Below are 22,166 nucleotides of genomic sequence, written 5' to 3'. Positions count from 1 at the left end.
CCCGCGCCGTGCTACGTCGACCAGGCATAGGCTTAGACGGCCTCGTTGGACTCGTCCTCGAACGCTGCGAACAGCGGTTCGTCTTCAACGATTTCGGCATTGGCGATGAACTCGTAGCTCATCAGGCCTTCGGCGATTTCACGCAGGGCGACAACGGTCGGCTTGTCGTTTTCCCACTGGACCAGGGGCTCTTTGCCGCCAGTGGCCAGTTGACGGGCACGCTTGGTAGAGAGCATGACCAGCTCAAAGCGGTTATCCACGTGTTCTAGGCAGTCTTCAACGGTTACGCGGGCCATGGTATTCCTCGGAGCGAATGCAAGATGCGCGCTGCCCGGTTGGGCGAGCGGACTGAGCAGTTTAAAAAATCACCAGCGTTTAGGGAAGCGCTGATTTTTCGCGGAACCTCGCCAAACCGCTGCAAGCGCCAATGTAAAGCCCTTGCAGGGGTTTTGGGAAGCGTCAATCAGCCGAGCAATTCGGCCAGTAATTTGCCAAAACGCTGCTGTTGCCGCTTCTGCTGGAGCTGATTGGCACGGAAAATCGCCTTCAAGTCATCCAGCGCGTGGGAAAAATCGTCGTTGATGATCAGGTAATCGTAGTCGACGTAGTGGCTCATTTCGCTGACCGCCTCACGCATACGGCCGTCGATGATCTCGTCGCTGTCCTGGCCGCGATTGGTCAGGCGCTGGTGCAAGGCTTCCAGCGAGGGCGGCAGGATAAAGATCGAGCGCGCGTTGGGCATCAATTTGCGCACCTGCTCGGCGCCCTGCCAGTCGATTTCCAGAATCAGGTCGTGGCCTTCGTCCAGGGTCTGCTGCAGGTGGCTTTGCGAGGTGCCATAGAGGTTGCCGAACACTTCGGCGCGCTCTAGGAAGTCACCGTGTTCGATCATCTTCACGAACTCGGTGCGCTCGACGAAGTGATAGTGCACGCCATTCACTTCACCCGGGCGCATGGCACGAGTGGTGTGGGAAACCGAGATGCGGATTTGATCGTTGGTGTCGGTCAGGGCCTTGACCAGACTGCTCTTGCCCGCGCCCGAAGGGGCGGAAATGATGTAAAGGGTGCCGGTGCTATGGGTCATGGAGGTTGCCTTACTCAATATTCTGTACTTGTTCGCGCATCTGCTCGATCAACACTTTGAGGTTGACCGCCGCCTGTGTGCTGCGCGGATCGAAGGCTTTGGAGCCCAGTGTATTGGCTTCGCGGTTGAGTTCCTGCATCAGGAAGTCCAGGCGACGACCAGCGGCACCGCCGGACTTGAGTACGCGGCGCACTTCCAGGATGTGGGTACTCAGACGGTCGAGCTCTTCGGCAACGTCGCTTTTCTGTGCCAGCAGCACCATTTCCTGCTCAAGGCGCATCGGATCGAGGTCAGCCTTCATGTCGGCGAAACGGTCGAGCACCTTCTGGCGCTGTGTGGCGAGCATCTGTGGCACCAGGTCGCGCAGGATCAGCACATCCTCTTCGATCGAGGTCAGGCGCTCGTTGATCAGGCGCGCCAGCTCGGCACCTTCACGCTCTCGACCGGCCTTGAGCTCCTTCAAGCCCAGGTTGAACAGGGCGAGGGCCTCGGCATTGAGGGCCTGCGGGTCGGCAGCGTCGGCCACCAATACACCGGGCCAGGCCAGCACTTCCAGAGGGTTGAGCGGGGCCGGCCGCTGGATCAGGCCGGCAATGGTTTCGGCGGCGGCGACCAGTTGTGCCGCGCGGTCGCGGTCGACCTGCAGCGGTTTGCCGGCAGTTTCTTCGGTAAAGCGCAGGGTGCATTCCAGCTTGCCGCGGGAAATGCCCTGGCGCAGCGCTTCGCGCACGGCGCCTTCGAGGTCGCGGAACGACTCCGGCAGGCGCAGGTGCGGCTCCAGGTAGCGGCTGTTGACCGAGCGCAATTCCCAGCTCAGGGTGCCCTGGACGCCGGCTTTTTCGACGCGGGCGAAGGCGGTCATGCTGTGCACCATGCGGGTACCTCGCGTTGCAGTCCCGCGATCACGGGCTGATGGGTAAATGAAGCAGGCAGGCTGCGAAGGCGCAGGATTGTAGCGCAGTGGGACGAATGCGCCCAAACAAAGGGCGACGGGCCCAGCATTCGTAACTGAATTTTTAGAAGTGCCCCGAAGCGGTTCGCGGCTCTATAATGCCCGGCAGTTTTCGTCCTCAGTACAGGTATCCCCTATGAAACGTCCAAGTGGTCGCGTTGCCGATCAGCTCCGCTCGATCCGCATCACCCGCAACTACACCAAACACGCCGAGGGATCCGTACTGGTCGAGTTTGGCGATACCAAGGTCATCTGCACCGTCAGCGTCGAAAATGGCGTGCCGCGTTTCCTCAAGGGCCAGGGCCAGGGCTGGTTGACCGCCGAATACGGCATGTTGCCGCGCGCCACCGGCGAGCGTAACCAGCGTGAGGCCAGCCGAGGCAAGCAGGGCGGTCGTACCTTGGAAATCCAGCGCCTGATCGGTCGCTCCCTGCGCGCCGCCCTGGATATGTCCAAGCTGGGCGACGTGACCCTGTATGTCGATTGCGACGTAATCCAGGCCGACGGCGGTACTCGCACCGCGTCCATTACCGGCGCCATGGTGGCCCTGGTCGACGCCCTGAAAGTGATCAAGAAGCGTGGCGGCCTCAAGGCCGGCGATCCACTCAAACAGATGATTGCCGCGGTGTCGGTCGGTATGTACCAGGGCGAGCCTGTGCTGGACCTGGATTACCTGGAAGACTCTGCCGCCGAAACCGACCTCAACGTGGTGATGACCAGCACCGGTGGTTTCATCGAAGTGCAGGGCACCGCTGAAGGCGCGCCATTCCAGCCGGCCGACCTGAACGCCATGCTGGCCTTGGCCCAGAAAGGCATGAGCGAAATTTTCGAACTGCAGAACGCCGCCCTGGCCGACTGAAACCGCCTCAAGGAGAAGCGCCATGAATGACAGCCAAATGCCGGTACCTACCCCTTCCTACGAGGTTCGGCAGAGTGCAATGTTGTGCCACCTCGCGGCGTTCCTCGGGTTTGTGTTCCCTTTCGGCAGTGTCGTGGGGCCGCTGATCCTGTGGCAGATGAAGAAGGAAGTGGACCCGTTCATCGACGATCAGGGGAAGGAAGCCTTGAACTTTCAGATAACCGTGGCTATCGCCTGGTTGGTCTGCATCGTGCTCGCGTTCGCCGTGATTGGGTTTTTCCTGATGATGGCCCTGGCGATTGCCACGGTGGTGCTGACCATCATCGGTGGCATCAAGGCCAACAACGGCATCGCTTATCGCTATCCGCTGACCTGGCGTCTGGTTAAATAATGACCGCCCACAAAAAAACCGACAGTGATGTCGGTTTTTTTGTGCCTGGAAAAAGACCTTAGATGGTCAGTGTCCAGTCGTAGTCCACGATCAACGGCGCATGCTGCGAGAAACGCGGTTGGCGCGGCAAACGCGCGCTGCGAACGAAGCGGCGCAGACCTGGGGTCAGCAGCTGGTAGTCGAAACGCCAGCCCAGGTTGAGCATTTCGGCCTGTTCGTTGTCCGGCCACCAGCTGTACTGGTCGCCTTCACGGCTGACTTCGCGCAGGGCATCGACATAACCCATGTTGCCGACAATCTCGTCCATCCAGGCCCGCTCCGGCGCCAGGAAGCCTGGAGATTGCTGGCTGTCGCGCCAATTCTTGATATCCAGCTTCTGTTGCGCCACGTACAGCGAGCCACAATAAATGTACTCGCGACGTTTGCGCCGCTGCTTATCCAGGTAACGGGCGAAATCGTCCATTAGCTTGAATTTCTGGTTCAAGTCTTCATCGCCGTTCTGCCCTGATGGAAGCAGCAAGGTCGCGATGCTGACCTTGTCGAAATCGGCTTGCAGGTAGCGCCCGTAGCGGTCGGCTGTCTCGAAGCCGAGGCCGCTGATGACCGCCTTGGGTTGCAACCGCGAGTACAAAGCCACGCCACCTTGAGTGGGCACTTCGGCATCGCAGGCATAAAGGAAGTAGCCATCCAATTGGAAGGCTGGGTCGTCCAGTTCAAAGGCGGAGGCGCGGGTATCCTGCAGGCAGATGACGTCGGCATTCTGGGCTTGCAGCCAACTGAGCAAACCACGCTCGACTGCAGCCTGAATACCATTAACGTTCACACTGATGATCCGCATAAATGGCCCCAAAAATCGCGTGCGTGTATGATACACGCCGTCTACCTAATTAGCTAAATCCGTGGTATCTGAGGCTTTTTTCATGCAGGCGTATCAACGCGATTTCATTCGTTTTGCCATCGATCGCGGGGTTTTGCGCTTCGGTGAGTTCACCCTCAAGTCCGGGCGCACCAGCCCGTACTTCTTCAATGCCGGCTTGTTCAACTCCGGTTCCGCCCTGGCGCAGCTGGGTCGTTTCTACGCGGCGGCCATCGTTGAAAGCGGTATTGCCTTCGACGTGCTGTTTGGCCCTGCCTACAAAGGCATCCCTTTGGCTGCCGCTACGGCCGTGGCTCTGGCCGAGCATCATGGGCGCGATTTGCCGTGGTGCTTCAACCGCAAGGAAGCCAAGGCCCATGGCGAGGGCGGCAGCCTGGTAGGCGCGCCACTGACCGGTGATGTGCTGATCATCGACGACGTGATCACTGCCGGCACGGCGATCCGTGAAGTGATGCAGATCATCGCGTCCCAGGAAGGCGCCAAGGCCGCCGGTGTGCTGATCGCACTGAACCGCCAGGAGCGCGGCAACGGTGAATTGTCGGCGATCCAGGAAGTGGAGCGCGATTTCGACATTCCAGTGGTAAGCATCGTGTCGCTGAACCAGGTGTTGCAGTTCCTGGAAGATGATCCGCAGCTTAAGCAGCACTTGCCTGCTGTTCGTGCATACCGCGAGCAGTTCGGCGTTCAGTAATCGCCGAACCATAAAAAAGCCCCGCTCAATCAGGTTGAGCGGGGCTTTTCGTTGTCAGCGGTTTAAGGACGCTTGCGATTACTGATCAGCGTGCCCACACCGGTATCGGTGAAAATTTCCAGCAGGATCGCATTCGGCACCCGGCCATCCAGGATCAGCGAGCTGCCAACCCCGCCCTGCACGGCCTCCAGTGCACAACGGATCTTGGGCAGCATGCCGCCGTAGATGGTGCCGTCGGCGATCAAGTCGTCCACTTGCTGGGTGGTCAGGCCGGTCAACACCTTGCCTTGCTTGTCCATCAGGCCGGCGATGTTGGTCAGCAGCATCAGCTTTTCAGCCTTCAGGGCCTCGGCCACCTTGCCGGCCACCAGGTCGGCGTTGATGTTGTAGGACTCACCGTTGGCACCTACGCCGATTGGCGCGATCACCGGGATGAAGTCGCCTTTGACCAGCAGGTTCAGCAGATCGGTATTGATGCCGATCACTTCGCCCACCTGGCCGATGTCGATGATTTCCGGCTGAGTCATTTCCGGCGTCTGGCGGGTCACTGTCAGTTTTTTCGCGCGGATCAGCTCCGCGTCCTTGCCGGTCAGGCCGATGGCGCTGCCGCCGTGACGGTTGATCAGGTTAACGATGTCTTTGTTTACCTGGCCGCCGAGGACCATCTCCACTACGTCCATGGTCTGCGCGTCAGTGACGCGCATGCCATCGATAAAGTGACTCTCGATCGACAACCGCTTGAGCAGGTCGCCGATTTGCGGGCCGCCGCCATGCACGACCACCGGGTTGATGCCCACCGCCTTCATCAGCACGATGTCGCGGGCGAAGCCGGTTTTGAGCTCGTCGCTTTCCATGGCATTGCCGCCATACTTGATCACCAGCGTCTTGCCGACGTAGCGTCGAATGTAAGGCAACGCTTCGGACAGGACCTTGGCGGTGTTGGCAGCGGCTTCGCGTTCGAGGGTCATTCAGGGCTCCGGTAAAAATCAGAACGGTAATTGGAGATCAGGGGCAACACGTTTCAACTGGGCGTGGAACACGTCCTTGATGCGCTGCAACTCAGCCTCGGTATCCGCCTCGAAACGCAGCACCAGCACCGGTGTGGTGTTGGAGGCGCGAACCAGGCCCCAGCCTTTGGCGTAATCGACTCGCACACCATCAATGGACGTCAGGTTGGCGCCTTCACCCCATTGCGCATCGTGCAGAGCGTCAATGATGCTGAATTTGCTCTCCTCGGTCACATGGATATTGATCTCTGGCGTGGAAATATCGTTCGGGAAGGTCTGAAACAGCTCTTCGGCGGTGGATTTTTCCTTGCTGAGGATTTCCAGCAGGCGCGCGGCGCTGTAAATGCCGTCGTCAAAGCCGAACCAGCGTTCCTTGAAGAACACGTGGCCGCTCATTTCGCCGGCGAGCAGGGCGCCGGTTTCCTTCATTTTCTTTTTGATCAACGAGTGACCGGTCTTCCACATGAGCGGGCGACCGCCATATTCCTTGATCAGCGGCGTGAGGCGGCGGGTGCACTTCACGTCAAAAATGATCTCGGCGTTGGGGTTGCGCTTGACCACGTCGCGGGCGAACAGCATCAGCAGGCGGTCGGCGAACACGTTTACGCCGGTGTTGGTCACCACGCCCACACGATCGCCATCGCCGTCGAAGGCCAGGCCGACGTCAGCGCCGGTTTCCTTGACCTTGGCGATCAGGTCCACCAGGTTTTCAGGTTTGCCCGGGTCCGGGTGGTGATTGGGGAAGTTGCCGTCCACGTCGCAGAACAGCGGGACGACCTCGCAGTTCAGGGCTTCGAGCAATTGCGGGGCGATCACACCGGCCGCGCCGTTGCCGCAGTCCACCACCACCTTCAGGCGGCGCTCCAGTTTGACGTCGCCGGTGATTTCATCGGAGTAGCGCTGCAGGATGTCGACCTTGGTGATGCTGCCCTGGCCGCTGGTCAGGTCATTGGTTTTAAGGCGTGTGTGCAGGGCCTGGATCTGTTCATTGGCCAGGGTGTCGCCGGCAATGACAATCTTGAAGCCGTTGTAGTCCGACGGGTTGTGGCTGCCGGTAAGCATCACGCCGGACTTGCCGGCCAGGACGTTTGCCGCGTAGTACAGCGCCGGTGTCGGCACCAGGCCCACATCGCTGACATGGCAGCCGCTGTCGGCCAAGCCCTGGATGAGTTGCTCCACCAGCTCCGGACCGGACAAGCGCCCATCGCGGCCGACGCAGACATTGGGCTCGCCTTGGGCCAGACTTTGGGCACCGATGGCGCGGCCAATCCAGTAAGCGGTTTCGGCGGTCAGGGTTTTGGGTACGACGCCGCGAATATCGTAGGCGCGAAAAATGCTGTCTGGGAACGTCGGGGCTACACGGGCTGCGGTACTCATCGCGGGGGGAAACTCCATCTGAAGGGGGGGGGCAAGGCTGGCCTAATTGGGGGTGGCCGGCAGGCTCAAGCTGAAGGGTATGACGGCGTTTTCGGCAGAGAGTTCGTGGTGCAAAAATGCCATCGCCGCTCGCCCATCGTTGCCGTATCCGCATAATGCTTTGATTTTAATGGAGAAATATTGCCATTTAACTTCACGCATTCTTCGTCCTGAATGACCTTGCCAGGGGCGTTAAGCCGGACGTCAGTGTCCGGCCCGATTCAGCTTAGTCAGTGGCTGCCGGAATGCCCAAAACCGCCCGCACCGCGTTGGGTTTCGTCGAATTCCTCTACCAGTTCGAAGTGCGCCTGCACCACCGGCACCAGCACCAGTTGGGCAATGCGCTCGCCGACGGCGATGTTGAAGGCGGTTTGCCCACGGTTCCAGCACGACACCATCAGCTCGCCCTGATAGTCCGAATCGATCAGGCCCACCAGGTTGCCCAGCACGATGCCGTGCTTATGGCCCAGGCCGGAACGCGGCAGGATCAGTGCCGCCAGGCCCGGATCGCCCACGTAGATCGACAGGCCGGTGGGGATCAGCAGGGTCTGGCCCGGTTCAAGCACGGTGTCTTGCTTGAGCATGGCGCGCAGGTCCAGGCCGGCGGAGCCTGGTGTGGCGTAGGCCGGCAATGGGAAGTCGGTACCGAGGCGGGGGTCGAGGATCTTGGCTTGCAAAGCGTGCATGGAAATTAAACCTGGTTCAGCCGTTGGGCGATAAAAGAGATCAGTTGGCGGGCAATCTTGCCCTTGCTGGTCTGGGCGAAAAGGGTGGCGTGCAGCTCGCGGTCGATCACGCTGCAAGCGTTTTCCTCGCTGTTGAAGCCGATGCTCGGGTTGGCGACATCATTGGCAACGATCAAGTCGAGGTTTTTGTCTTTCAGCTTGCGCGCGGCATAGTCCAGCAGGTTTTCGGTCTCGGCGGCAAAGCCGACACTGAACGGGCGGTCCGGGCGTGTGGCGATGGTGGCCAGAATGTCCGGGTTGCGCACCATTTGCAGGAGCAGGCCATCGCCGCTGGTAGGGTCTTTCTTGAGTTTTTGCGGGGCGACGACTTCTGGACGGTAGTCCGCAACCGCTGCCGAGGCGATGAACAGGTCACATGGAATGGCCGCTTCGCAGGCCGCCAGCATGTCGCGGGCGCTGACCACATCAATGCGCGTCACGCGATCCGGCGTCGGCAAATGCACCGGGCCAGTGATGAGCGTGACACGCGCGCCTGCCTCAACCGCTGCTTCGGCCAGGGCAAACCCCATTTTCCCTGAGCTATGGTTGGTGATGTAGCGCACCGGGTCGATGTTTTCCTGGGTCGGGCCTGCGGTAATCAGCACGTGCTTACCGGTGAGGGCCAGGTGTTGGAAACACTCGGCGGCACACAGGGCCAAGTCGGTGGCTTCGAGCATGCGGCCCATGCCCACGTCACCGCAGGCCTGGCTGCCGGAGGCCGGGCCGAACACCTTCAGGCCACGGCTTTGCAGGAGTTGAGTGTTGGCCTGGGTTGCCGGGTCGCGCCACATGGCCTGGTTCATGGCCGGAGCGATGGCAACGGTGGCGTCGGTGGCCAGTACCAGAGTGGTGAGCAGATCGTCGGCGATACCTTGGGCCAGGCGCGCGATCAGGTCGGCGGTGGCCGGGGCGATCAACACCAGGTCGGCCCATTTGGCCAGCTCGATATGGCCCATGGCGGCTTCGGCGGCGGGGTCGAGCAGGTCCAGGTGAACCGGGTGGCCGGACAGGGCCTGCATGGTCAGCGGGGTGATGAACTCACTGCCGCCGCGGGTCATGACCACGCGCACTTCGGCGCCTTGGTCGAGAAGCCTGCGAACCAACTCTGCGCTCTTGTAAGCGGCAATGCCGCCGCCGACGCCGAGAACGATGCGTTTCCGATACAGACGCTGCATTGGTTTGCCTTTCCAGTTCAGTGAAGCCAGTTCAGTGACGCCTGCGATGCCCCCTCCCCAGGTGAAATCGCAGGCAAAAAAGAGGGCCTACGATAACACAGCGACCGCCACGCAACAGCGGCGCACATGCACAGGGAGGTGGGATGAGTATTCGCGATTGGCCGGCGGCAGAGCGACCACGGGAGAAACTTTTGGAATGGGGCGCAGCGAGTCTGTCGGACGCCGAACTGCTGGCGATTTTTCTGCGCACGGGGGTGGCGGGGCGCAGCGCTGTGGACCTTGCGCGCCATTTGTTGGCGCAGTTCGGCGGCCTGCGCCCGTTGCTTGAGGCCAGCCAGGCGCTGTTCAACCAGCAATTGGGGCTGGGGCCGGCGAAGTATGCGCAACTGCAGGCCGTGCTGGAAATGTCCCGGCGGCACATGGCCGAACGGCTGCGCCATGACTCGGTGCTGGAAAGTCCGGTAGCGGTGCGCGACTACCTCAAGGCGCTGTTACGGCATGAGCCCCACGAGATATTCGGTTGCCTGTTCCTCGACTCGCGGCATCGGGTGCTGGGTTTCGAGGCGCTGTCCGAAGGCACCATCGATGCGGCGGTAGTTTATCCACGGCAAGTGGTCAAGCGCGCCTTGGCCTATAACGCGGCGGCGCTGATCCTGTGTCACAACCATCCTTCCGGCAGCCTTGAACCCAGCGCGGCTGATCGAAAATTGACCAAGCTGCTGCAAAAGGCTCTGGAAGTCGTGGATGTGCGAGTGCTGGACCACATCATCGTCGGGGACGGCGACCCGCTGTCGATGGCCGAGTATGGATGGATGTGACCCCGCCCGGTAAGAGCGGGGCACAGGCTCAAGGCTTGACGCTGACCTTGGAGAAGTCCTGGCGCCCGAACGGGCTGACCTGATACCCCTCGACGCCTTTGCGCGTCAGGGCGAAGGCGGTGGGGTGCGCCAGCGGCAACCAGAGCGCCTGTTGCTGGATCTGGGCCTGGGCCTGTTGATACAGCTTGCTGCGCACGCCTTGTTCGCTGGTGGTCTTGCCAGCATTGATCAGCTTGTCCAGGGTCGGGTCGCAATAGCGTGCGAAGTTGGTGCCGGACTTCACCGCTGCGCAGGAAAACTGCGGGGTCAGGAAATTGTCCGGATCGCCGTTGTCGCCGGCCCAGCCCATGAACAGCAGGTCGTGCTCGCCGGCCTTGGCGCGGCGGATCAACTCGCCCCATTCGATGACGCGGATCTCGGCCTGGATGCCGACCTTGGCCAGATCGGCCTGCAGCAATTGCGCGCCCAGGTTGGGGTTGGGGTTCAGCAGACTGCCGGTAGGGCGCGTCCAGATCGTGGTTTTGAAGCCATCCTTGAGGCCGGCGCGGTCCAGCAACGTCTTGGCTTTGGCGAGGTCTTGTGGATAGCCCGGCAACTCCTTGGCAAAACTCCAGGTGTTCGGCGGGTAAGGCCCGTTGGCGGCTTCGGCGGTGCCTTCGAACACGGCTTTGAGGTAACTGCCCTTGTCGAATGCCAGGTTGATGGCCTGGCGCACTTCGGGTTTGTCCAGCGGTGGATGCTGGCTGTTGATGGCCACAAAGGCGGTCATGAACGCGGCGGTTTTCTCGATTTTGAGGGCGGCATCCTTTTCGGCTTGCGCCACATCCAGAGGCTTGGGCGACAGGGCGATCTGGCATTCGTCGCGGTGCAACTTCTGCAGTCGCACATTGGCGTCCGGAGTGATCGCGAAGATCAAGTTATCCACAGCCGGTTTGCCGGCGAAATAATCCGGGTTGGCTTTGTAGCGCACCACGGCGTCTTTCTGAAACCGCACGAAAACGAACGGGCCGGTGCCGACAGGGTGGCTATTGAGCTTTTCCGGCGTGCCGGCCTTGAGCAGTTTGTCGGCGTACTCCGCCGGGTAGATCGAGGCGAAGCCCATGCTCAAGGCCGCAAGGAACGTGGAGTCGGCGTGGTCCAAGGTGAAGCGCACGGTGAGTGGGTTCAGAGCATCGATCTTCTTGACCAGAGCGGGCAATTGAAGCGATTGGGCATGGGGGAAACCGCTCTGGGCGATCTTATGCCAAGGGTTGGCCGGGTCGAGCATGCGCTCGAAGCTGAAGCGTACGTCTTCGGCCGTCAGCGTCCGGCTCGGTGTGAAATACTCGGTGCGGTGGAATTTCACATCGGGATGCAGCTTGAAGGTATAGGTCAGGCCGTCGGGCGAGACTTCCCAGCTGTCGGCCAGGCTTGGCACGAGCTTGCCGCTGGCGGCGTCGTAGTCGACCAGACGGTTCATCAGCACGTCGGCCGAGGCGTTGGTGGTGGTCAGCGAGTTGTACTGCACCACATCGAACCCTTCGGGGCTGGCCTCGGTGCAGACGCTCAGATTACTGGCGGCAGAGGCCAGCGGCGCAATAAAGAGAGGGGCAAGCAAGAGCGGCAGGGCTGCGAGGCGCATATTCGGTTTCCTTTGCAGATCGTAGGCCCATCTGCGAGTGCAGTCTGGAAAAGTCCTACCGTAGAGGTCTGATTGATAAATGACTAGCCCATTTTTGCCTGTGCTTTTGCGGCAAATGCTGTTTTGATGGCGCCTCGGTTCGTTTCGCCGTGCGCTCGGCACCGTGCATGAGGGCATAAACTGATTCTGTGCGACGAGCGGTCAGCGGTAAGGGCGGCGCCTCCTGGCAGCGGTTCGGGCGCCAGTGGCGTTGAATTAAGCTGGGAAAAACACACGGGCTGTTGTTGCGCCTGGGTCTTTCTGGTATAAAGCAGCGCTCTTTTCTAGGGGCCCGGTTCCTTCGCTTGTAGGTGTAGCCGGTAAGACCCTAAAGAAACGCGGCGCCTGGCGCCAAATGACTGAGAGATTAAGCGGCCAACCCATGCCGGGTTGGGCATGTGGTTTTAGAGGGCTGAGGCATGTCGAGAGTCTGTCAAGTTACCGGTAAGGGTCCGGTGACTGGGAATAACATTTCCCACGCAAATAACAAAACCCGTCGTCGTTTCCTGCCGAACCTGCAGCATCACCGCTTCTGGGTTGAAGAAGAGAAACGTTTCGTGCGTCTGCGCGTATCCGCCAAAGGCATGCGTATCATCGACAAGCGTGGCATCACTGCCGTGCTGGCCGACATCCGCCGCGCTGGCAAGGTTTAAGGAGCTATATCATGCGTGAATTGATTCGAATGATCTCTAGCGCCGGTACTGGTCACTTCTACACTACCGACAAGAACAAGCGTACTACCCCGGACAAGCTCGAAAAGAAAATGTTCGACCCGCGCGTTCGCAAGCACGTGATCTACAAAGAAGGCAAAATCAAGTAATTGATTTCCTTCCTTGTGAAAAAAAGCCCGTATCTCACGATACGGGCTTTTTTTTGCGTCCGATTTATTGATCAGGCTTTCTGTTCGAATACCACATAGATCTTGCGGCAAGGTTCGAGCACTTCCCAGGTTCCGCTGAATCCGGCGGGGATCACGAAACGGTCACCGGCGCGCAAGGTCTTGGCGTTGCCTTCGCCATCGCGCAGCACCGACACACCCTGCACGATTTCGCAGTACTCATGCTCGGTGTAATTAACCGCCCATTGCCCCACTTCACCTTCCCAGACGCCCGCATTCATCTGGCCGCAGGGGCTGTTGTAATGGTTGTAGACGGTCTGCTCGGGATCGCCCTTGAGGATTTTTTCTGCGGCAGGGCGGTAGCGGTCTGGGGCGGTGTTGGCCTGGCTGAAGTCGACGATGTCCTGGATGCTCATATGCGTGTCCCGTCTGGCCTGCGGTTGGAGAGCCCAAAGTCTATGTTTATTAAAATGAACATCGCAAGGGCGTTTGCCGCCGTTATGTCAAATATATTGAAACATCCCTGGCCGCTGGTTTAGGGTGGCAGCTGCCTTTGAGCCGAGCAGTTGGCTGGCGGGCAAGAATTCTTTGAGGCTGCCGGGCGACATCACCTGGCCCTCGTATTCAATAAGAGGAGGACACTCGCATGACCACCCTGACCCGTGCCGACTGGGAACAACGCGCCAAGGATCTGAAGATCGAAGGCCGCGCCTATATCAATGGCGAATACACCACCGCCGTTTCCGGCAGTACCTTCGAGTGCATCAGCCCGGTGGACGGCCGCCTGCTGACCACCGTTGCCAGCTGTGACGCCGACGATGCCCAGCGCGCCGTGGAAAACGCCCGCGCCACCTTCAATTCCGGTGTGTGGTCGCGCCTGGCACCGGCTAAACGCAAAGCCACCATGATCCGTTTCGCCGCGTTGCTTAAAGCCAACGCCGAAGAGCTGGCGCTGCTCGAAACCCTGGACATGGGCAAGCCCATCAGCGATTCCCTGAACATCGACGTGCCCGGTGCCGCCAACGCCTTGAGCTGGAGCGGGGAAGCCATCGACAAGATTTACGACGAAGTGGCGGCCACGCCTCATGACCAGCTGGGTCTGGTGACCCGTGAGCCGGTCGGCGTGGTGGCCGCCATCGTGCCGTGGAACTTCCCGTTGATGATGGCCTGCTGGAAACTCGGTCCGGCGCTGTCCACCGGTAACTCGGTGATCCTCAAACCGTCCGAAAAATCTCCGCTGACCGCCATCCGCATCGCGGCCCTGGCCGTTGAAGCCGGTATCCCGAAAGGCGTGTTCAACGTTCTGCCAGGCTACGGTCACACTGTGGGTAACGCCTTGGCGTTGCACATGGATGTCGACACGCTGGTGTTCACGGGCTCCACCAAGATTGCCAAGCAACTGTTGATTCGTTCCGGCGAATCGAACATGAAGCGCGTATGGCTGGAAGCGGGCGGCAAGAGCCCGAACATCGTGTTTGCCGACGCTCCGGATCTGCAGGCCGCCGCCGAGTCGGCCGCCAGTGCCATCGCCTTCAACCAGGGTGAAGTGTGCACCGCCGGCTCGCGCCTGCTGGTGGAGCGTTCGATCAAGGACACCTTCCTGCCCCTGGTGATCGAGGCCCTCAAAGGCTGGAAGCCCGGCAACCCGCTGGACCCGGCGACCAACGTCGGTGCCCTGGTGGACACCCAGCAGATGAACACGGTGCTGTCCTACATCGAGGCGGGTCACGCCGACGGCGCCAAGCTGGTGGCGGGCGGCAAGCGCACCCTGGAAGAGACCGGCGGTACCTACGTCGAGCCGACGATTTTTGACGGTGTGACCAATGCGATGAGAATCGCCCAGGAAGAAATCTTCGGTCCAGTGCTGTCGGTGATCACCTTCGACAGCGCCGACGAAGCGATCAAGATCGCCAACGACACCCAATACGGCCTGGCCGCGGCGGTGTGGACTGCGGATATCTCCAAAGCGCACCTGACCGCCAAGGCGCTGCGCGCGGGTAGCGTGTGGGTCAACCAGTACGACGGCGGCGACATGACCGCGCCGTTCGGTGGCTTCAAGCAATCGGGTAACGGTCGCGACAAGTCGCTGCATGCGTTCGATAAGTACACCGAGCTGAAGGCTACCTGGATCAAGCTCTAAGCACCCCTGCAGGCCAAATGTGGGAGCGGGCTTGCCCGCGAATGCGGTATGACAGTCGCCGTTGTCGCGTCTGATACAGCGCATTCGCGAGCAAGCCCGCTCCCACACTGTTTTGTACGAACCCGTAGATATCCACAGGAGCGTGGCAATGCGTTGGGCGACTTACTTTGCCGTCCTGGCTTCGGTACTCAGCGTGGGCCTGGCGCTGGGCGTCAGCATGCCGCTGGTGTCCTTGCGCCTGGAAGGCTGGGGCTATGGCAGCTTCGCCATTGGCGTAATGGCGGCGATGCCAGCATTTGGTGTACTGCTCGGCGCCAAACTCTCCAGTCGCCTGGCGGCGTGGCTGGGCACCGCCAACCTGATGCGCCTGTGCCTGTGGGCCGGTGCGGTGTCCATCGGGTTGCTGGCGATCCTGCCCAGTTACCCGGTGTGGCTGGTGCTGCGTTTGATGATCGGCGTGATCCTGACCATCGTGTTTGTCCTCGGCGAAAGCTGGATCAATCAATTGGTGGTCGAGCAGTGGCGTGGACGGCTGGTGGCGTTGTACGGCTGCAGCTATGCGTTGAGCCAGTTGTCGGGGCCTTTGTTACTGGGCGTGATCGGCACCGGGCATGACTACGGCTTTTGGGTCGGCGTGGGGCTTCTGATGGTTGCGCCGCTGCTGTTGCTGGGGCGCTCCGGCGCGCCCACGGCCGAAGCGTTCAGCGTCACCTTTGTCGACCTGTGGCGTTTTTGCCGCAGCCTGCCGGCGATTGCGTGGGCGGTGGCGCTGTTTGCTGCGTTCGAAGCAATGATCCTGACGCTGCTGCCGGTGTATTGCCTGCAGCAGGGGTTCACCGCTGAAATTGCCCTGGCGATGGTCAGCGCCGTTGTCGTTGGCGATGCGCTGCTGCAGTTGCCCATCGGCGCGCTGGCCGATTACCTGCCGCGCCGAACATTGTTTCTGGGCTGTGCGCTGCTGTTACTGGTGTCGAGCCTGGCAATTCCTGCGTTGATGCACACGCTGTTGATCTGGCCGGTGTGGGTGCTGTTCGGCGCCAGTGCCGGCGGATTGTTCACGCTGTCGTTGATTCTGATCGGCGAGCGCTATCGCGATGATGCGCTGGTGCGGGCCAATGCTCATATCGCGCAGCTGTGGGGTATCGGGTGTCTGATTGGGCCGCTGGTGGCCGGCGCCGGCAGCCAGTGGATCAGCGGACACGCGCTGCCGTTGCTGATGGCGGCCGGGGCAGTGGGGCTGGTGCTGCTGTTACTGCGCCAAGGCGCTTTCGGCGCCACACAACCGTGTTCTTAAAGCATGCGCTCCAGGCCGACTGAGGTGGCGAACCATGCGTTGAAACGCCGCCACCAACTGCCTGGCTCGCGCGTCAGGGTGTGCAGTTGGCCGTTATCCTCGGTTACCCACACCACCTGGCCGTCTTGCAGTTTCGCCTCATAACTGAGTGCTGGCGCCATGCCCTGCAGCGCCAGGTTACGCACGTGCTCGGCCAGTTCGGGGCTGTCCACCAGCACGCCGACTTCGGTGTTCCACAGCACCGACCGTGGGTCGAAGTTGAACGAGCCGATAAACGATTTTTCGCGATCAAAGATCATCGCCTTGCTGTGCAGGCTCGAATCCGAACCGCGGAACGTGCCGCGCCGGAACAGGTGCGGTCCGCTGCCGGCGCTGGGGTCGCCGGGTTGACGGCGCAATTCGTACAGCTTTACGCCGTGTTCGAGCAACGCTTTGCGGTAGGGCGCGTAGCCGCCGTGTACGGCCGGCACGTCGGTGGCTTCCAGGGAGTTGGTCAACAGGCGCACCGAAACCCCGGCGTCGGCGCGTCCAGTCAGGTACACCAGGCCGGGCTGGCCGGGCACAAAATACGCTGAGATCATCACCAGTTCGCGGTTGACTCGTTCCAGCTCCGGCGCCAGTTGGGTGGTCAGCAGCAGTTGCGGGTCCGGGTCCGCCTTGGCCAGCACCTTGCTCGGTGCGTCCCACAGCGCCTGGTTCCAGGCCCAGATCAGTTCGCGGCGCCAGATGTCCATGCGTGGCTGAGTCTTGTAGGTGCGCAAGCGGTTGTACAGCGCGTGGTTCTGCTGGCGTGATTCGGCGAGCGACGCCTCCAGGCGCACGCGTGCGACGGCCAGGTCGCCTTTTGACGGCGGGTTGGAAACGAAGTCGTCGATGGGCTTGCTCAGGGCGCTGTTCCAGTACTGATCGAAGCTGTGCCCCAGTTGCTCGGCCACCGGCCCCACGCTGAGCATGTCGATGTCGGTGAAATTCAGATTGGGCTCGGCGTCGAAATACTCATCGCCCAGATTGCGCCCGCCGACAATCGCCACGCTGTTGTCCGCCAGCCACAATTTGTTGTGCATGCGTCGGTGTTGCAGCGACAGGTTGAACAGGCGCCCCATGGCCCGCGTGGCCCCCGTGCTCCGTCCCAGATGCAGCGGGTTGAACAGGCGAATCTCGATCTTGGGGTGGGCGGCGAGGGTGGCGATGATCTGGTCGAGGCCGTCGCTGGTGGTGTCGTCCAGCAGGATGCGTACGCGCACGCCACGGTCGGCGGCCTTGAGCAGCTCGTCCACCAGCATGCGAGTGCTGATGCCGTCGTGCACGATGTAGTACTGCAGGTCGAGGCTGGTCTGGGCGTTGCGGATCAGTTCGGCGCGGGCCATGAACGCTTCGCTGCTGTTGGGCAGCAGGCGAAAACCCGAACGGCCCTGGTAAGGCGCGGCCTGGGCCTGGATCGAACGGCCGAACGAAGACGCCGGCGCGGGCAGGGCGTCGCTGGGGATGCGCGGGGCATGCACCGTTGCGCAGCCAGCCAAGGCCAGGGCGAGTACCAATGTGAACAGCTGGGCAGGTCGCAATCTCAAGGGGATGTGTCTCGCTGAGGGGGCGCGGCGTTGGACAACACGCTTTGCGAAATGTCATGGGCGTTGATTGGAACGCGCAGGCTGATCAGGCAGCACACCTGCCTTTGATTTGGAGACATTCCCTACAGATCAGCGCGGGGCGCTGCCCGGATTATTTCGACGTCGCCGATGCCCCGCGGCGCATCTGGGCCGACGGAGTGCGGCGCGTCCGACTAATCCAATCAAGAAAAAACCAACATGAAAAAACAACGTATCTTGACCGCCCTCATCATCGCGATGGCGCCGCTTGCGGCCAATGCCGCCAGTGTCGACCTGACCGTCAGCGGTACGGTCGTGCCCACCTCCTGCGTACCGTCCTTTGCGGGCGGCTCCCATGTGAACCTGGGCCAGGTCGAAGCTTCCCGTTTGAACCAGGAGCGCCAGACCGATCTGCCGCCGCGCGATATCAACCTGATCATTGCCTGCGACGCCCCGGCGCCGGTGGAAATTGCCGTCGTGGATAACCGCGCGGAAACCAAGGCCCCCGGCATGCTCTTCAAAAACAACCCGAGCGTGGGCCTGTATTACGGCCTGGGCAGTGTCCAGGGCGTGCCGATCGGCGGGTTTGGTCTGTCGGTGGGGCAGCCCACCACCGACGGCACGGCCCAGACGTTCCTGGTGCGTACGCCGGAAAACCCGGTATGGCGCGTGCCGACCAGCGGCCTGGTATCCAATTCGCCGACGTCCTACTCCTGGGGTGAGAGTGCGGCCTCGGGCCCGGTTGCAGCCCGTTTGCACACATTTCCGATGCAGGTGCTGCCAGCGATTCGCCGTGCGTCGGCGCTGCCGGAGACCACTGATTCGTACGAGCTCTCCGGGTCCGTCACGTTCAACGTTTTCTACCTCTGAAGCAGTGCGCGCCAGGCATGACGGGGCGCTGACCCGGTCGGCCTGAATACGCGACTCAGCCAAACGAAACACGTCGGGCGGCATGGCTGTTACGCCGCCTTGACGTGCCCTGGAGCACTGCATGAAATCCCATGATTGTTTTCGCGCGTTGAGCGTCGTTGCCCTGTCGTGCCTGGCGTTTGCCAGTCTGTCGACGATGGCGGCAGGCATGGTGCCGCAAACCCCGGTTGTCATCGTGGACGAAGGGACGGGGGACGCTACGTTGATCGTCAAGAACACCGATGACCAGCCGGCGTTGCTTTACAGCAGCATCGAACACATCGCTGAGGACCCGGCACCGATCCTGTTGCTGACGCCGCCTGTGATCAGGGTCGAAGCCGGGCAGAGCCAGCAGGTCAGGTTTGTCCTGCACAGCGAAACGCCACTGACCACCGAGCGCCTCAAGCGCGCGGTATTCGAGGGCATCAAGCCGCGCCAGAGTGCCGAAGGTGCTCATGTGAGCCTGGGCGTGCGGCAGAACATCCCGGTGATCCTGCGGCCCGCCAACCTGCCCATCGAGCGCGCGCCCTGGAAGCTCTTGGTCTGGCGCGTGACCGAGGGCAAGGTACAGGTGAGCAATCCCAGCCCCTATGTGGTTCGTTTATCCAAATCCGTCAGCCTGCTGCCGGGTGGCGAAGTGCTGGACCTGGGGCGCACTTATATTCTGCCGGGGGAGGTGCTGACGCCGGCAGGTGACGCTTTCCTGGGCACCCACGTGCGACTGTTTCCGGCGACCACTTATGGGTTCGCGGTCAGCAGCCATGACGCGCCGCTGAGCACGCAGTAATGCCACGTGGGTTTGGCCCTTGGCCGGTCTCGCGCCTGGCGGTGGCGATGTTCATCGGCACCACAGCGAATGCATTCGGTGAAACAGCGGTGGAATTCGACCTCTCGGTGGTGCAGGCGCGCGGCCTTGATCCGAAGCTCGCCGAGTACTTTAGAACAGCCCCGCGCTTCACCGCCGGGCAAAGTCGGGTCGCCCTGAGGGTCAACGGTGTGTCCGCCGGACAGGTGCTGACCACCTTCGATGAGCAAGGCCGGCTGTGCCTGGATGCCGCGCTGCTTGAGCAGGCAGGTATCGATGAGGCGTTCATACCGTACGCCGCGTCGACGCAATGCGCGCTGCCGGCCGAGACGCTTGCCGGCGTACAAGTGCAGCTTGATCCTGGCACCCAGCAGGTGTCGTTGCTGGTGCCCACGGGACTGCTGCGCAACGGCGCGCGCGCGTCCAAAACCTGGACGACGGGCGGCACGGCCGGGGTGGTGAACTACACGGCGCTGGTGTCCGCCAGCGCAGGGCCTGCCTATTCCAGCCAGTTTCGTCACGTGGGGGTGGAGTGGGGCTTCAACGCCAATGATTGGGTGGTGCGCAGCCGCCAAAGTTACACCCGATCAAACGACGCCTCGCAGGTCGAAAACCTTTACACCCACGCCTCAAGGACCTTGGAGCGCTACCAGGCCACTGTCCAGGTGGGCCAGCTCACACTGCGCTCGCCGCTGTTTGCAGGCGGGGCCTTCACCGGGATCCAGATGTTGCCCGAAGCGGGCCTCGCCCAACGGTTCGATGGGCAGTTGGGCGATGGCACGCAGGTCGAAGGCATTGCCTACGGGCCTGCCCGTGTCGAGGTGCGTCAAAGCGGTGCGCTGATCCACACCACGCTGGTTCCCAGCGGGCCTTTCGTCCTGCGCGATGTGCCCCTGCTGAGCGGGCGGCTGGACCTTGAAGTCAGCGTGATAGAGGACGGTGCCGAGCCCCGCCGTTTCTGGGTGCCCGTCGACAGCCTGCGCCCACTGGCGATTGCGGCGTCCCCCGGGTTTGCCCTGGCGGCGGGGCAGGTTCGCCGATTTGCCGACGATACGCGCGAAAAGCCGTCGTTCGCGGTCGGTAGCAAGGATTGGCTGTTGAGCCCTTCGACGTTGCTGACGGGAGGATGGATGGGCGCCGGTGACTATCAATCCCTCGGCCTTGGCGTTCAGCACGCGTTGGGCCGCGACACCACGGTGAGCGCGCAGCACCTGGGCTCTCATGTCGCGACGGCGGGGTCGGGGCACAGTCTTAACGCTGCCGTGAACACATCGCTCGGCGCCGGTGTTTCCGCTGGCTTGACCTGGACGCGACGCAGCCAGGGGTTTCGAGCTCTGGATGACGTCGCGCTGGATGCCCGCGATAGCAATCCCTATGAGCGGGCGGAGCAACAATGGGGGGCGTCGTTGAGCTATTCCGATCAGGCGTGGGGTGCCCTGACGTCTTCCGTGTCGCAGTACCGCCTGGCAGGCGCCGCGGATCGCACGAGCGTGAATGTCGCCTGGTCACGCGCCTTTGCCGACGCCAGCCTGTCGTTGAGCGTTCGCCATGACAGCGGCGGCGATGACCGGGGGATCGGTGTCTACACAAGCCTGACCCTGCCGTTCGGGCATCGCCGCGTGAGCGTTTCGGCGCGCCATGACGAGCGGCAGGGCACGCGCACCGGCGCGCGTTACAACGAGCACATCAGCGATACCGTCAGCTACAGCCTTGCCGCGGATCGCAGCGATACCGGCCGCACCGATCTTTCCGCGCGCCTGAGCCTGCTGCCGCGCTACAGCAGTGTTGAGCTGGGGCATGCGCGCGGCGGTCTGGGGCAACGCAGCTATGACCTGTCGCTCAATGGCGGCCTGGCGCTGCACGCGCACGGCGTGACGCCTTCGCCATACGCCGTGCGCGATACCTTTGGTGTGATCAAGGTCGGCGAGGGCGCCGGCGTCAAAGTCAATACACCCCAGGGGCCGGTCTGGACCGATAGCTCGGGGCATGCCGTGGCGGCGAGCCTGCCGGCATTTTCCGCGAGCCGGTTGGAGGTCGATCCTCGCAGCCTCAAACGGAACACCGACGTGCTCAATGGGTTCCGGGAGGTCGAGGCCGGGCGTGGCGCTGTGCCACGGGTCGAATTTGCCCTGGCCAGTGCCCGGCGCCTGTTGCTGCGCGTGCGCACCGACGCGGGGGGTTGGGTGCCCAAGGGCGGCGCGGTGTATGACAGTGCCACGGGTGCCTACCTTACCAACGTGGTTGACGCCGGTCTGGTGTACCTGGCCGACGCACCGGAGCAATTGAAGCTGTACGTCTCCATGGCCGACGACCGGCGCTGCGTTATCGAGTTGGATACCCGGCGCATTGCGCAAACCGCGGCGCCGTATCAAAGCGCCGAAACGACCTGTAGCCAAAGGAGCCCGTAATGGCAGGCACAACGATGAAGGGCGTCCTCTGCGCCGTGGCGCTCTGCTACGGCCCGGCTGCGCAAGTCCAGGCTGAGTGCAGCTTGCAGTTGAGTTCGCCTCAGGTGGTGTTCGAACCAGGCCCGCGTTCGGCGCTGCGACCCGGCAGCGCTGGCGGTGACCTGAGTTTTGGCGTGCGGCGTGTGTGGTTGAATGCGCAGTGCCGGCAATCGCAGCCGATGAGCTTGCGGTTCGAGGCTCCTGCAGCGAACGCCCAGGCCTATCGCTTCGGCGTGGGTCGTTTGCAGGTGCGCGTGCGTGCCGCGCGAGTGGATGGGCGCTTGATCGAAGGCTGGCGCGACGCGGATGCAGCTGCACGCGACAACGTATTGCGCCCAGGCGACCGCGTGCGGCCCTGGCACAATGGCCAGGCGCTGGCAGGTCGCCATTTGCAGTTGGAGCTGGAGGTCGAGCCGCTGGTGCCTCGGCAGGCGGCGAATGTCAGGGATATCACGCGGTTTGCAACAGTGGGGCGCTTTGAGCTGGAGTGAG

Annotated in this window: 23 protein-coding genes and 1 pseudogene; 12 read left to right on the top strand and 12 right to left on the bottom strand. The window is 62.0% G+C overall.

Going from position 1 to position 22,166, the window contains the following annotated elements:
- Positions 1–32: 32 nt before the first annotated feature.
- The 3 genes from rpoZ to PSH94_RS25285 form a co-directional block, all read right to left on the bottom strand.
- Positions 33–296, bottom strand: a complete 264-nt coding sequence (gene rpoZ, locus PSH94_RS25295) for a DNA-directed RNA polymerase subunit omega (protein ID WP_003176920.1) — start codon at positions 294–296, stop codon at positions 33–35.
- Positions 297–463: 167 nt separating this feature from the next.
- Positions 464–1,084, bottom strand: a complete 621-nt coding sequence (gene gmk, locus PSH94_RS25290; protein WP_181076262.1) for a guanylate kinase — start codon at positions 1,082–1,084, stop codon at positions 464–466.
- A gap of 10 nt (positions 1,085–1,094) precedes the next feature.
- A complete protein-coding gene (locus PSH94_RS25285) occupies positions 1,095–1,958 on the bottom strand; it encodes a YicC/YloC family endoribonuclease (protein WP_181076264.1) in 864 nt (287 codons plus the stop codon).
- Positions 1,959–2,172: 214 nt separating this feature from the next.
- Between PSH94_RS25285 and rph the strand changes: the two genes are divergently transcribed.
- On the top strand, positions 2,173–2,895 hold the full coding sequence (gene rph / locus PSH94_RS25280) for a ribonuclease PH (protein WP_034101482.1): 723 nt from the start codon (positions 2,173–2,175) through the stop codon (positions 2,893–2,895).
- Between the two features lie 22 nt (positions 2,896–2,917).
- Positions 2,918–3,286 (top strand): DUF4870 domain-containing protein, encoded by a 369-nt coding sequence (locus tag PSH94_RS25275; protein ID WP_181076266.1) that lies wholly within the window; start codon positions 2,918–2,920, stop codon positions 3,284–3,286.
- Positions 3,287–3,344: 58 nt separating this feature from the next.
- On the opposite strand, the gene PSH94_RS25270 is transcribed toward PSH94_RS25275, so the two are convergent.
- Positions 3,345–4,124, bottom strand: a complete 780-nt coding sequence (locus PSH94_RS25270; RefSeq protein ID WP_003195493.1) for an exodeoxyribonuclease III — start codon at positions 4,122–4,124, stop codon at positions 3,345–3,347.
- Between the two features lie 82 nt (positions 4,125–4,206).
- On the opposite strand from PSH94_RS25270, the gene pyrE reads away from it, so the two are divergent.
- A complete protein-coding gene (gene pyrE / locus PSH94_RS25265; protein ID WP_181076267.1) occupies positions 4,207–4,854 on the top strand; it encodes an orotate phosphoribosyltransferase in 648 nt (215 codons plus the stop codon).
- Positions 4,855–4,916: 62 nt separating this feature from the next.
- Here the strand turns inward: pyrE and argB are convergent, their stop codons facing one another.
- The 5 genes and pseudogenes from argB to coaBC all read right to left on the bottom strand — a co-directional run bounded on the left by argB (position 4,917) and on the right by coaBC (position 9,177).
- Positions 4,917–5,822, bottom strand: coding sequence for an acetylglutamate kinase (argB, locus tag PSH94_RS25260; RefSeq protein ID WP_003176913.1), 906 nt, complete (start codon positions 5,820–5,822; stop codon positions 4,917–4,919).
- 18 nt (positions 5,823–5,840) lie between these two features.
- Positions 5,841–7,262, bottom strand: a pseudogene (locus PSH94_RS25255) (phosphomannomutase/phosphoglucomutase); the annotation flags it as partial.
- An 18-nt stretch (positions 7,263–7,280) separates the two neighbouring features.
- Positions 7,281–7,439 (bottom strand): hypothetical protein, encoded by a 159-nt coding sequence (locus PSH94_RS25250; protein ID WP_253509789.1) that lies wholly within the window; start codon positions 7,437–7,439, stop codon positions 7,281–7,283.
- A 68-nt stretch (positions 7,440–7,507) separates the two neighbouring features.
- Positions 7,508–7,963, bottom strand: a complete 456-nt coding sequence (dut, locus tag PSH94_RS25245) for a dUTP diphosphatase (RefSeq protein ID WP_181076270.1) — start codon at positions 7,961–7,963, stop codon at positions 7,508–7,510.
- 5 nt (positions 7,964–7,968) lie between these two features.
- On the bottom strand, positions 7,969–9,177 hold the full coding sequence (gene coaBC / locus PSH94_RS25240; RefSeq protein ID WP_266245059.1) for a bifunctional phosphopantothenoylcysteine decarboxylase/phosphopantothenate--cysteine ligase CoaBC: 1,209 nt from the start codon (positions 9,175–9,177) through the stop codon (positions 7,969–7,971).
- Between the two features lie 143 nt (positions 9,178–9,320).
- Here coaBC and radC point away from each other — a divergent pair, with 143 nt between their 5' ends.
- Positions 9,321–9,995 carry a DNA repair protein RadC gene (gene radC / locus PSH94_RS25235; protein WP_181076273.1) on the top strand — a complete coding sequence of 225 codons (675 nt, stop codon included), beginning with the start codon at positions 9,321–9,323 and terminating at the stop codon, positions 9,993–9,995.
- 28 nt (positions 9,996–10,023) lie between these two features.
- Here radC and PSH94_RS25230 read toward each other — a convergent pair whose 3' ends face one another.
- Positions 10,024–11,616, bottom strand: coding sequence for an ABC transporter substrate-binding protein (locus PSH94_RS25230; RefSeq protein ID WP_305435999.1), 1,593 nt, complete (start codon positions 11,614–11,616; stop codon positions 10,024–10,026).
- 458 nt (positions 11,617–12,074) lie between these two features.
- Here PSH94_RS25230 and rpmB point away from each other — a divergent pair, with 458 nt between their 5' ends.
- Together rpmB and rpmG are read left to right on the top strand one after the other, a co-directional pair.
- On the top strand, positions 12,075–12,308 hold the full coding sequence (gene rpmB, locus PSH94_RS25225) for a 50S ribosomal protein L28 (RefSeq protein ID WP_181076277.1): 234 nt from the start codon (positions 12,075–12,077) through the stop codon (positions 12,306–12,308).
- Between the two features lie 11 nt (positions 12,309–12,319).
- Positions 12,320–12,475, top strand: coding sequence for a 50S ribosomal protein L33 (gene rpmG / locus PSH94_RS25220; protein ID WP_003176906.1), 156 nt, complete (start codon positions 12,320–12,322; stop codon positions 12,473–12,475).
- A 71-nt stretch (positions 12,476–12,546) separates the two neighbouring features.
- Here the strand turns inward: rpmG and PSH94_RS25215 are convergent, their stop codons facing one another.
- Positions 12,547–12,909 carry a cupin domain-containing protein gene (locus PSH94_RS25215; RefSeq protein ID WP_253509788.1) on the bottom strand — a complete coding sequence of 121 codons (363 nt, stop codon included), beginning with the start codon at positions 12,907–12,909 and terminating at the stop codon, positions 12,547–12,549.
- Positions 12,910–13,139: 230 nt separating this feature from the next.
- Between PSH94_RS25215 and PSH94_RS25210 the strand changes: the two genes are divergently transcribed.
- Together PSH94_RS25210 and PSH94_RS25205 are read left to right on the top strand one after the other, a co-directional pair.
- The gene (locus PSH94_RS25210; RefSeq protein WP_305435998.1) at positions 13,140–14,633 is read left to right on the top strand and encodes an aldehyde dehydrogenase; all 1,494 of its coding nucleotides are present in this window, start codon (positions 13,140–13,142) and stop codon (positions 14,631–14,633) included.
- A gap of 148 nt (positions 14,634–14,781) precedes the next feature.
- Positions 14,782–15,927 carry an MFS transporter gene (locus tag PSH94_RS25205; RefSeq protein WP_305435997.1) on the top strand — a complete coding sequence of 382 codons (1,146 nt, stop codon included), beginning with the start codon at positions 14,782–14,784 and terminating at the stop codon, positions 15,925–15,927.
- On the opposite strand, the gene PSH94_RS25200 is transcribed toward PSH94_RS25205, so the two are convergent.
- The gene (locus PSH94_RS25200) at positions 15,924–17,489 is read right to left on the bottom strand and encodes a phospholipase D family protein (protein WP_305437755.1); all 1,566 of its coding nucleotides are present in this window, start codon (positions 17,487–17,489) and stop codon (positions 15,924–15,926) included. The genes PSH94_RS25205 and PSH94_RS25200 overlap by 4 nt on opposite strands.
- A gap of 243 nt (positions 17,490–17,732) precedes the next feature.
- Here PSH94_RS25200 and PSH94_RS25195 point away from each other — a divergent pair, with 243 nt between their 5' ends.
- The 4 genes from PSH94_RS25195 to PSH94_RS25180 all read left to right on the top strand — a co-directional run bounded on the left by PSH94_RS25195 (position 17,733) and on the right by PSH94_RS25180 (position 22,165).
- The gene (locus PSH94_RS25195; protein WP_305435996.1) at positions 17,733–18,383 is read left to right on the top strand and encodes a DUF1120 domain-containing protein; all 651 of its coding nucleotides are present in this window, start codon (positions 17,733–17,735) and stop codon (positions 18,381–18,383) included.
- A 121-nt stretch (positions 18,384–18,504) separates the two neighbouring features.
- The gene (locus PSH94_RS25190) at positions 18,505–19,209 is read left to right on the top strand and encodes a fimbria/pilus chaperone family protein (RefSeq protein ID WP_305435995.1); all 705 of its coding nucleotides are present in this window, start codon (positions 18,505–18,507) and stop codon (positions 19,207–19,209) included.
- Positions 19,209–21,635, top strand: coding sequence for a fimbria/pilus outer membrane usher protein (locus tag PSH94_RS25185; RefSeq protein ID WP_305435994.1), 2,427 nt, complete (start codon positions 19,209–19,211; stop codon positions 21,633–21,635). Before PSH94_RS25190 ends, PSH94_RS25185 begins: the two co-directional genes overlap by 1 nt.
- Entirely contained in the window at positions 21,635–22,165 is a 531-nt protein-coding gene (locus PSH94_RS25180; RefSeq protein WP_305435993.1) for a hypothetical protein, read from the top strand. Before PSH94_RS25185 ends, PSH94_RS25180 begins: the two co-directional genes overlap by 1 nt.
- Position 22,166: the final 1 nt, after the last annotated feature.

This window comes from Pseudomonas sp. FP2254, from assembly GCF_030687695.1.
GTDB lineage: Bacteria > Pseudomonadota > Gammaproteobacteria > Pseudomonadales > Pseudomonadaceae > Aquipseudomonas > Aquipseudomonas quebecensis.
The sequence above is the reverse complement of the archived record's forward strand: the minus strand, read 5'-3'. Positions and strand labels throughout refer to the sequence as shown.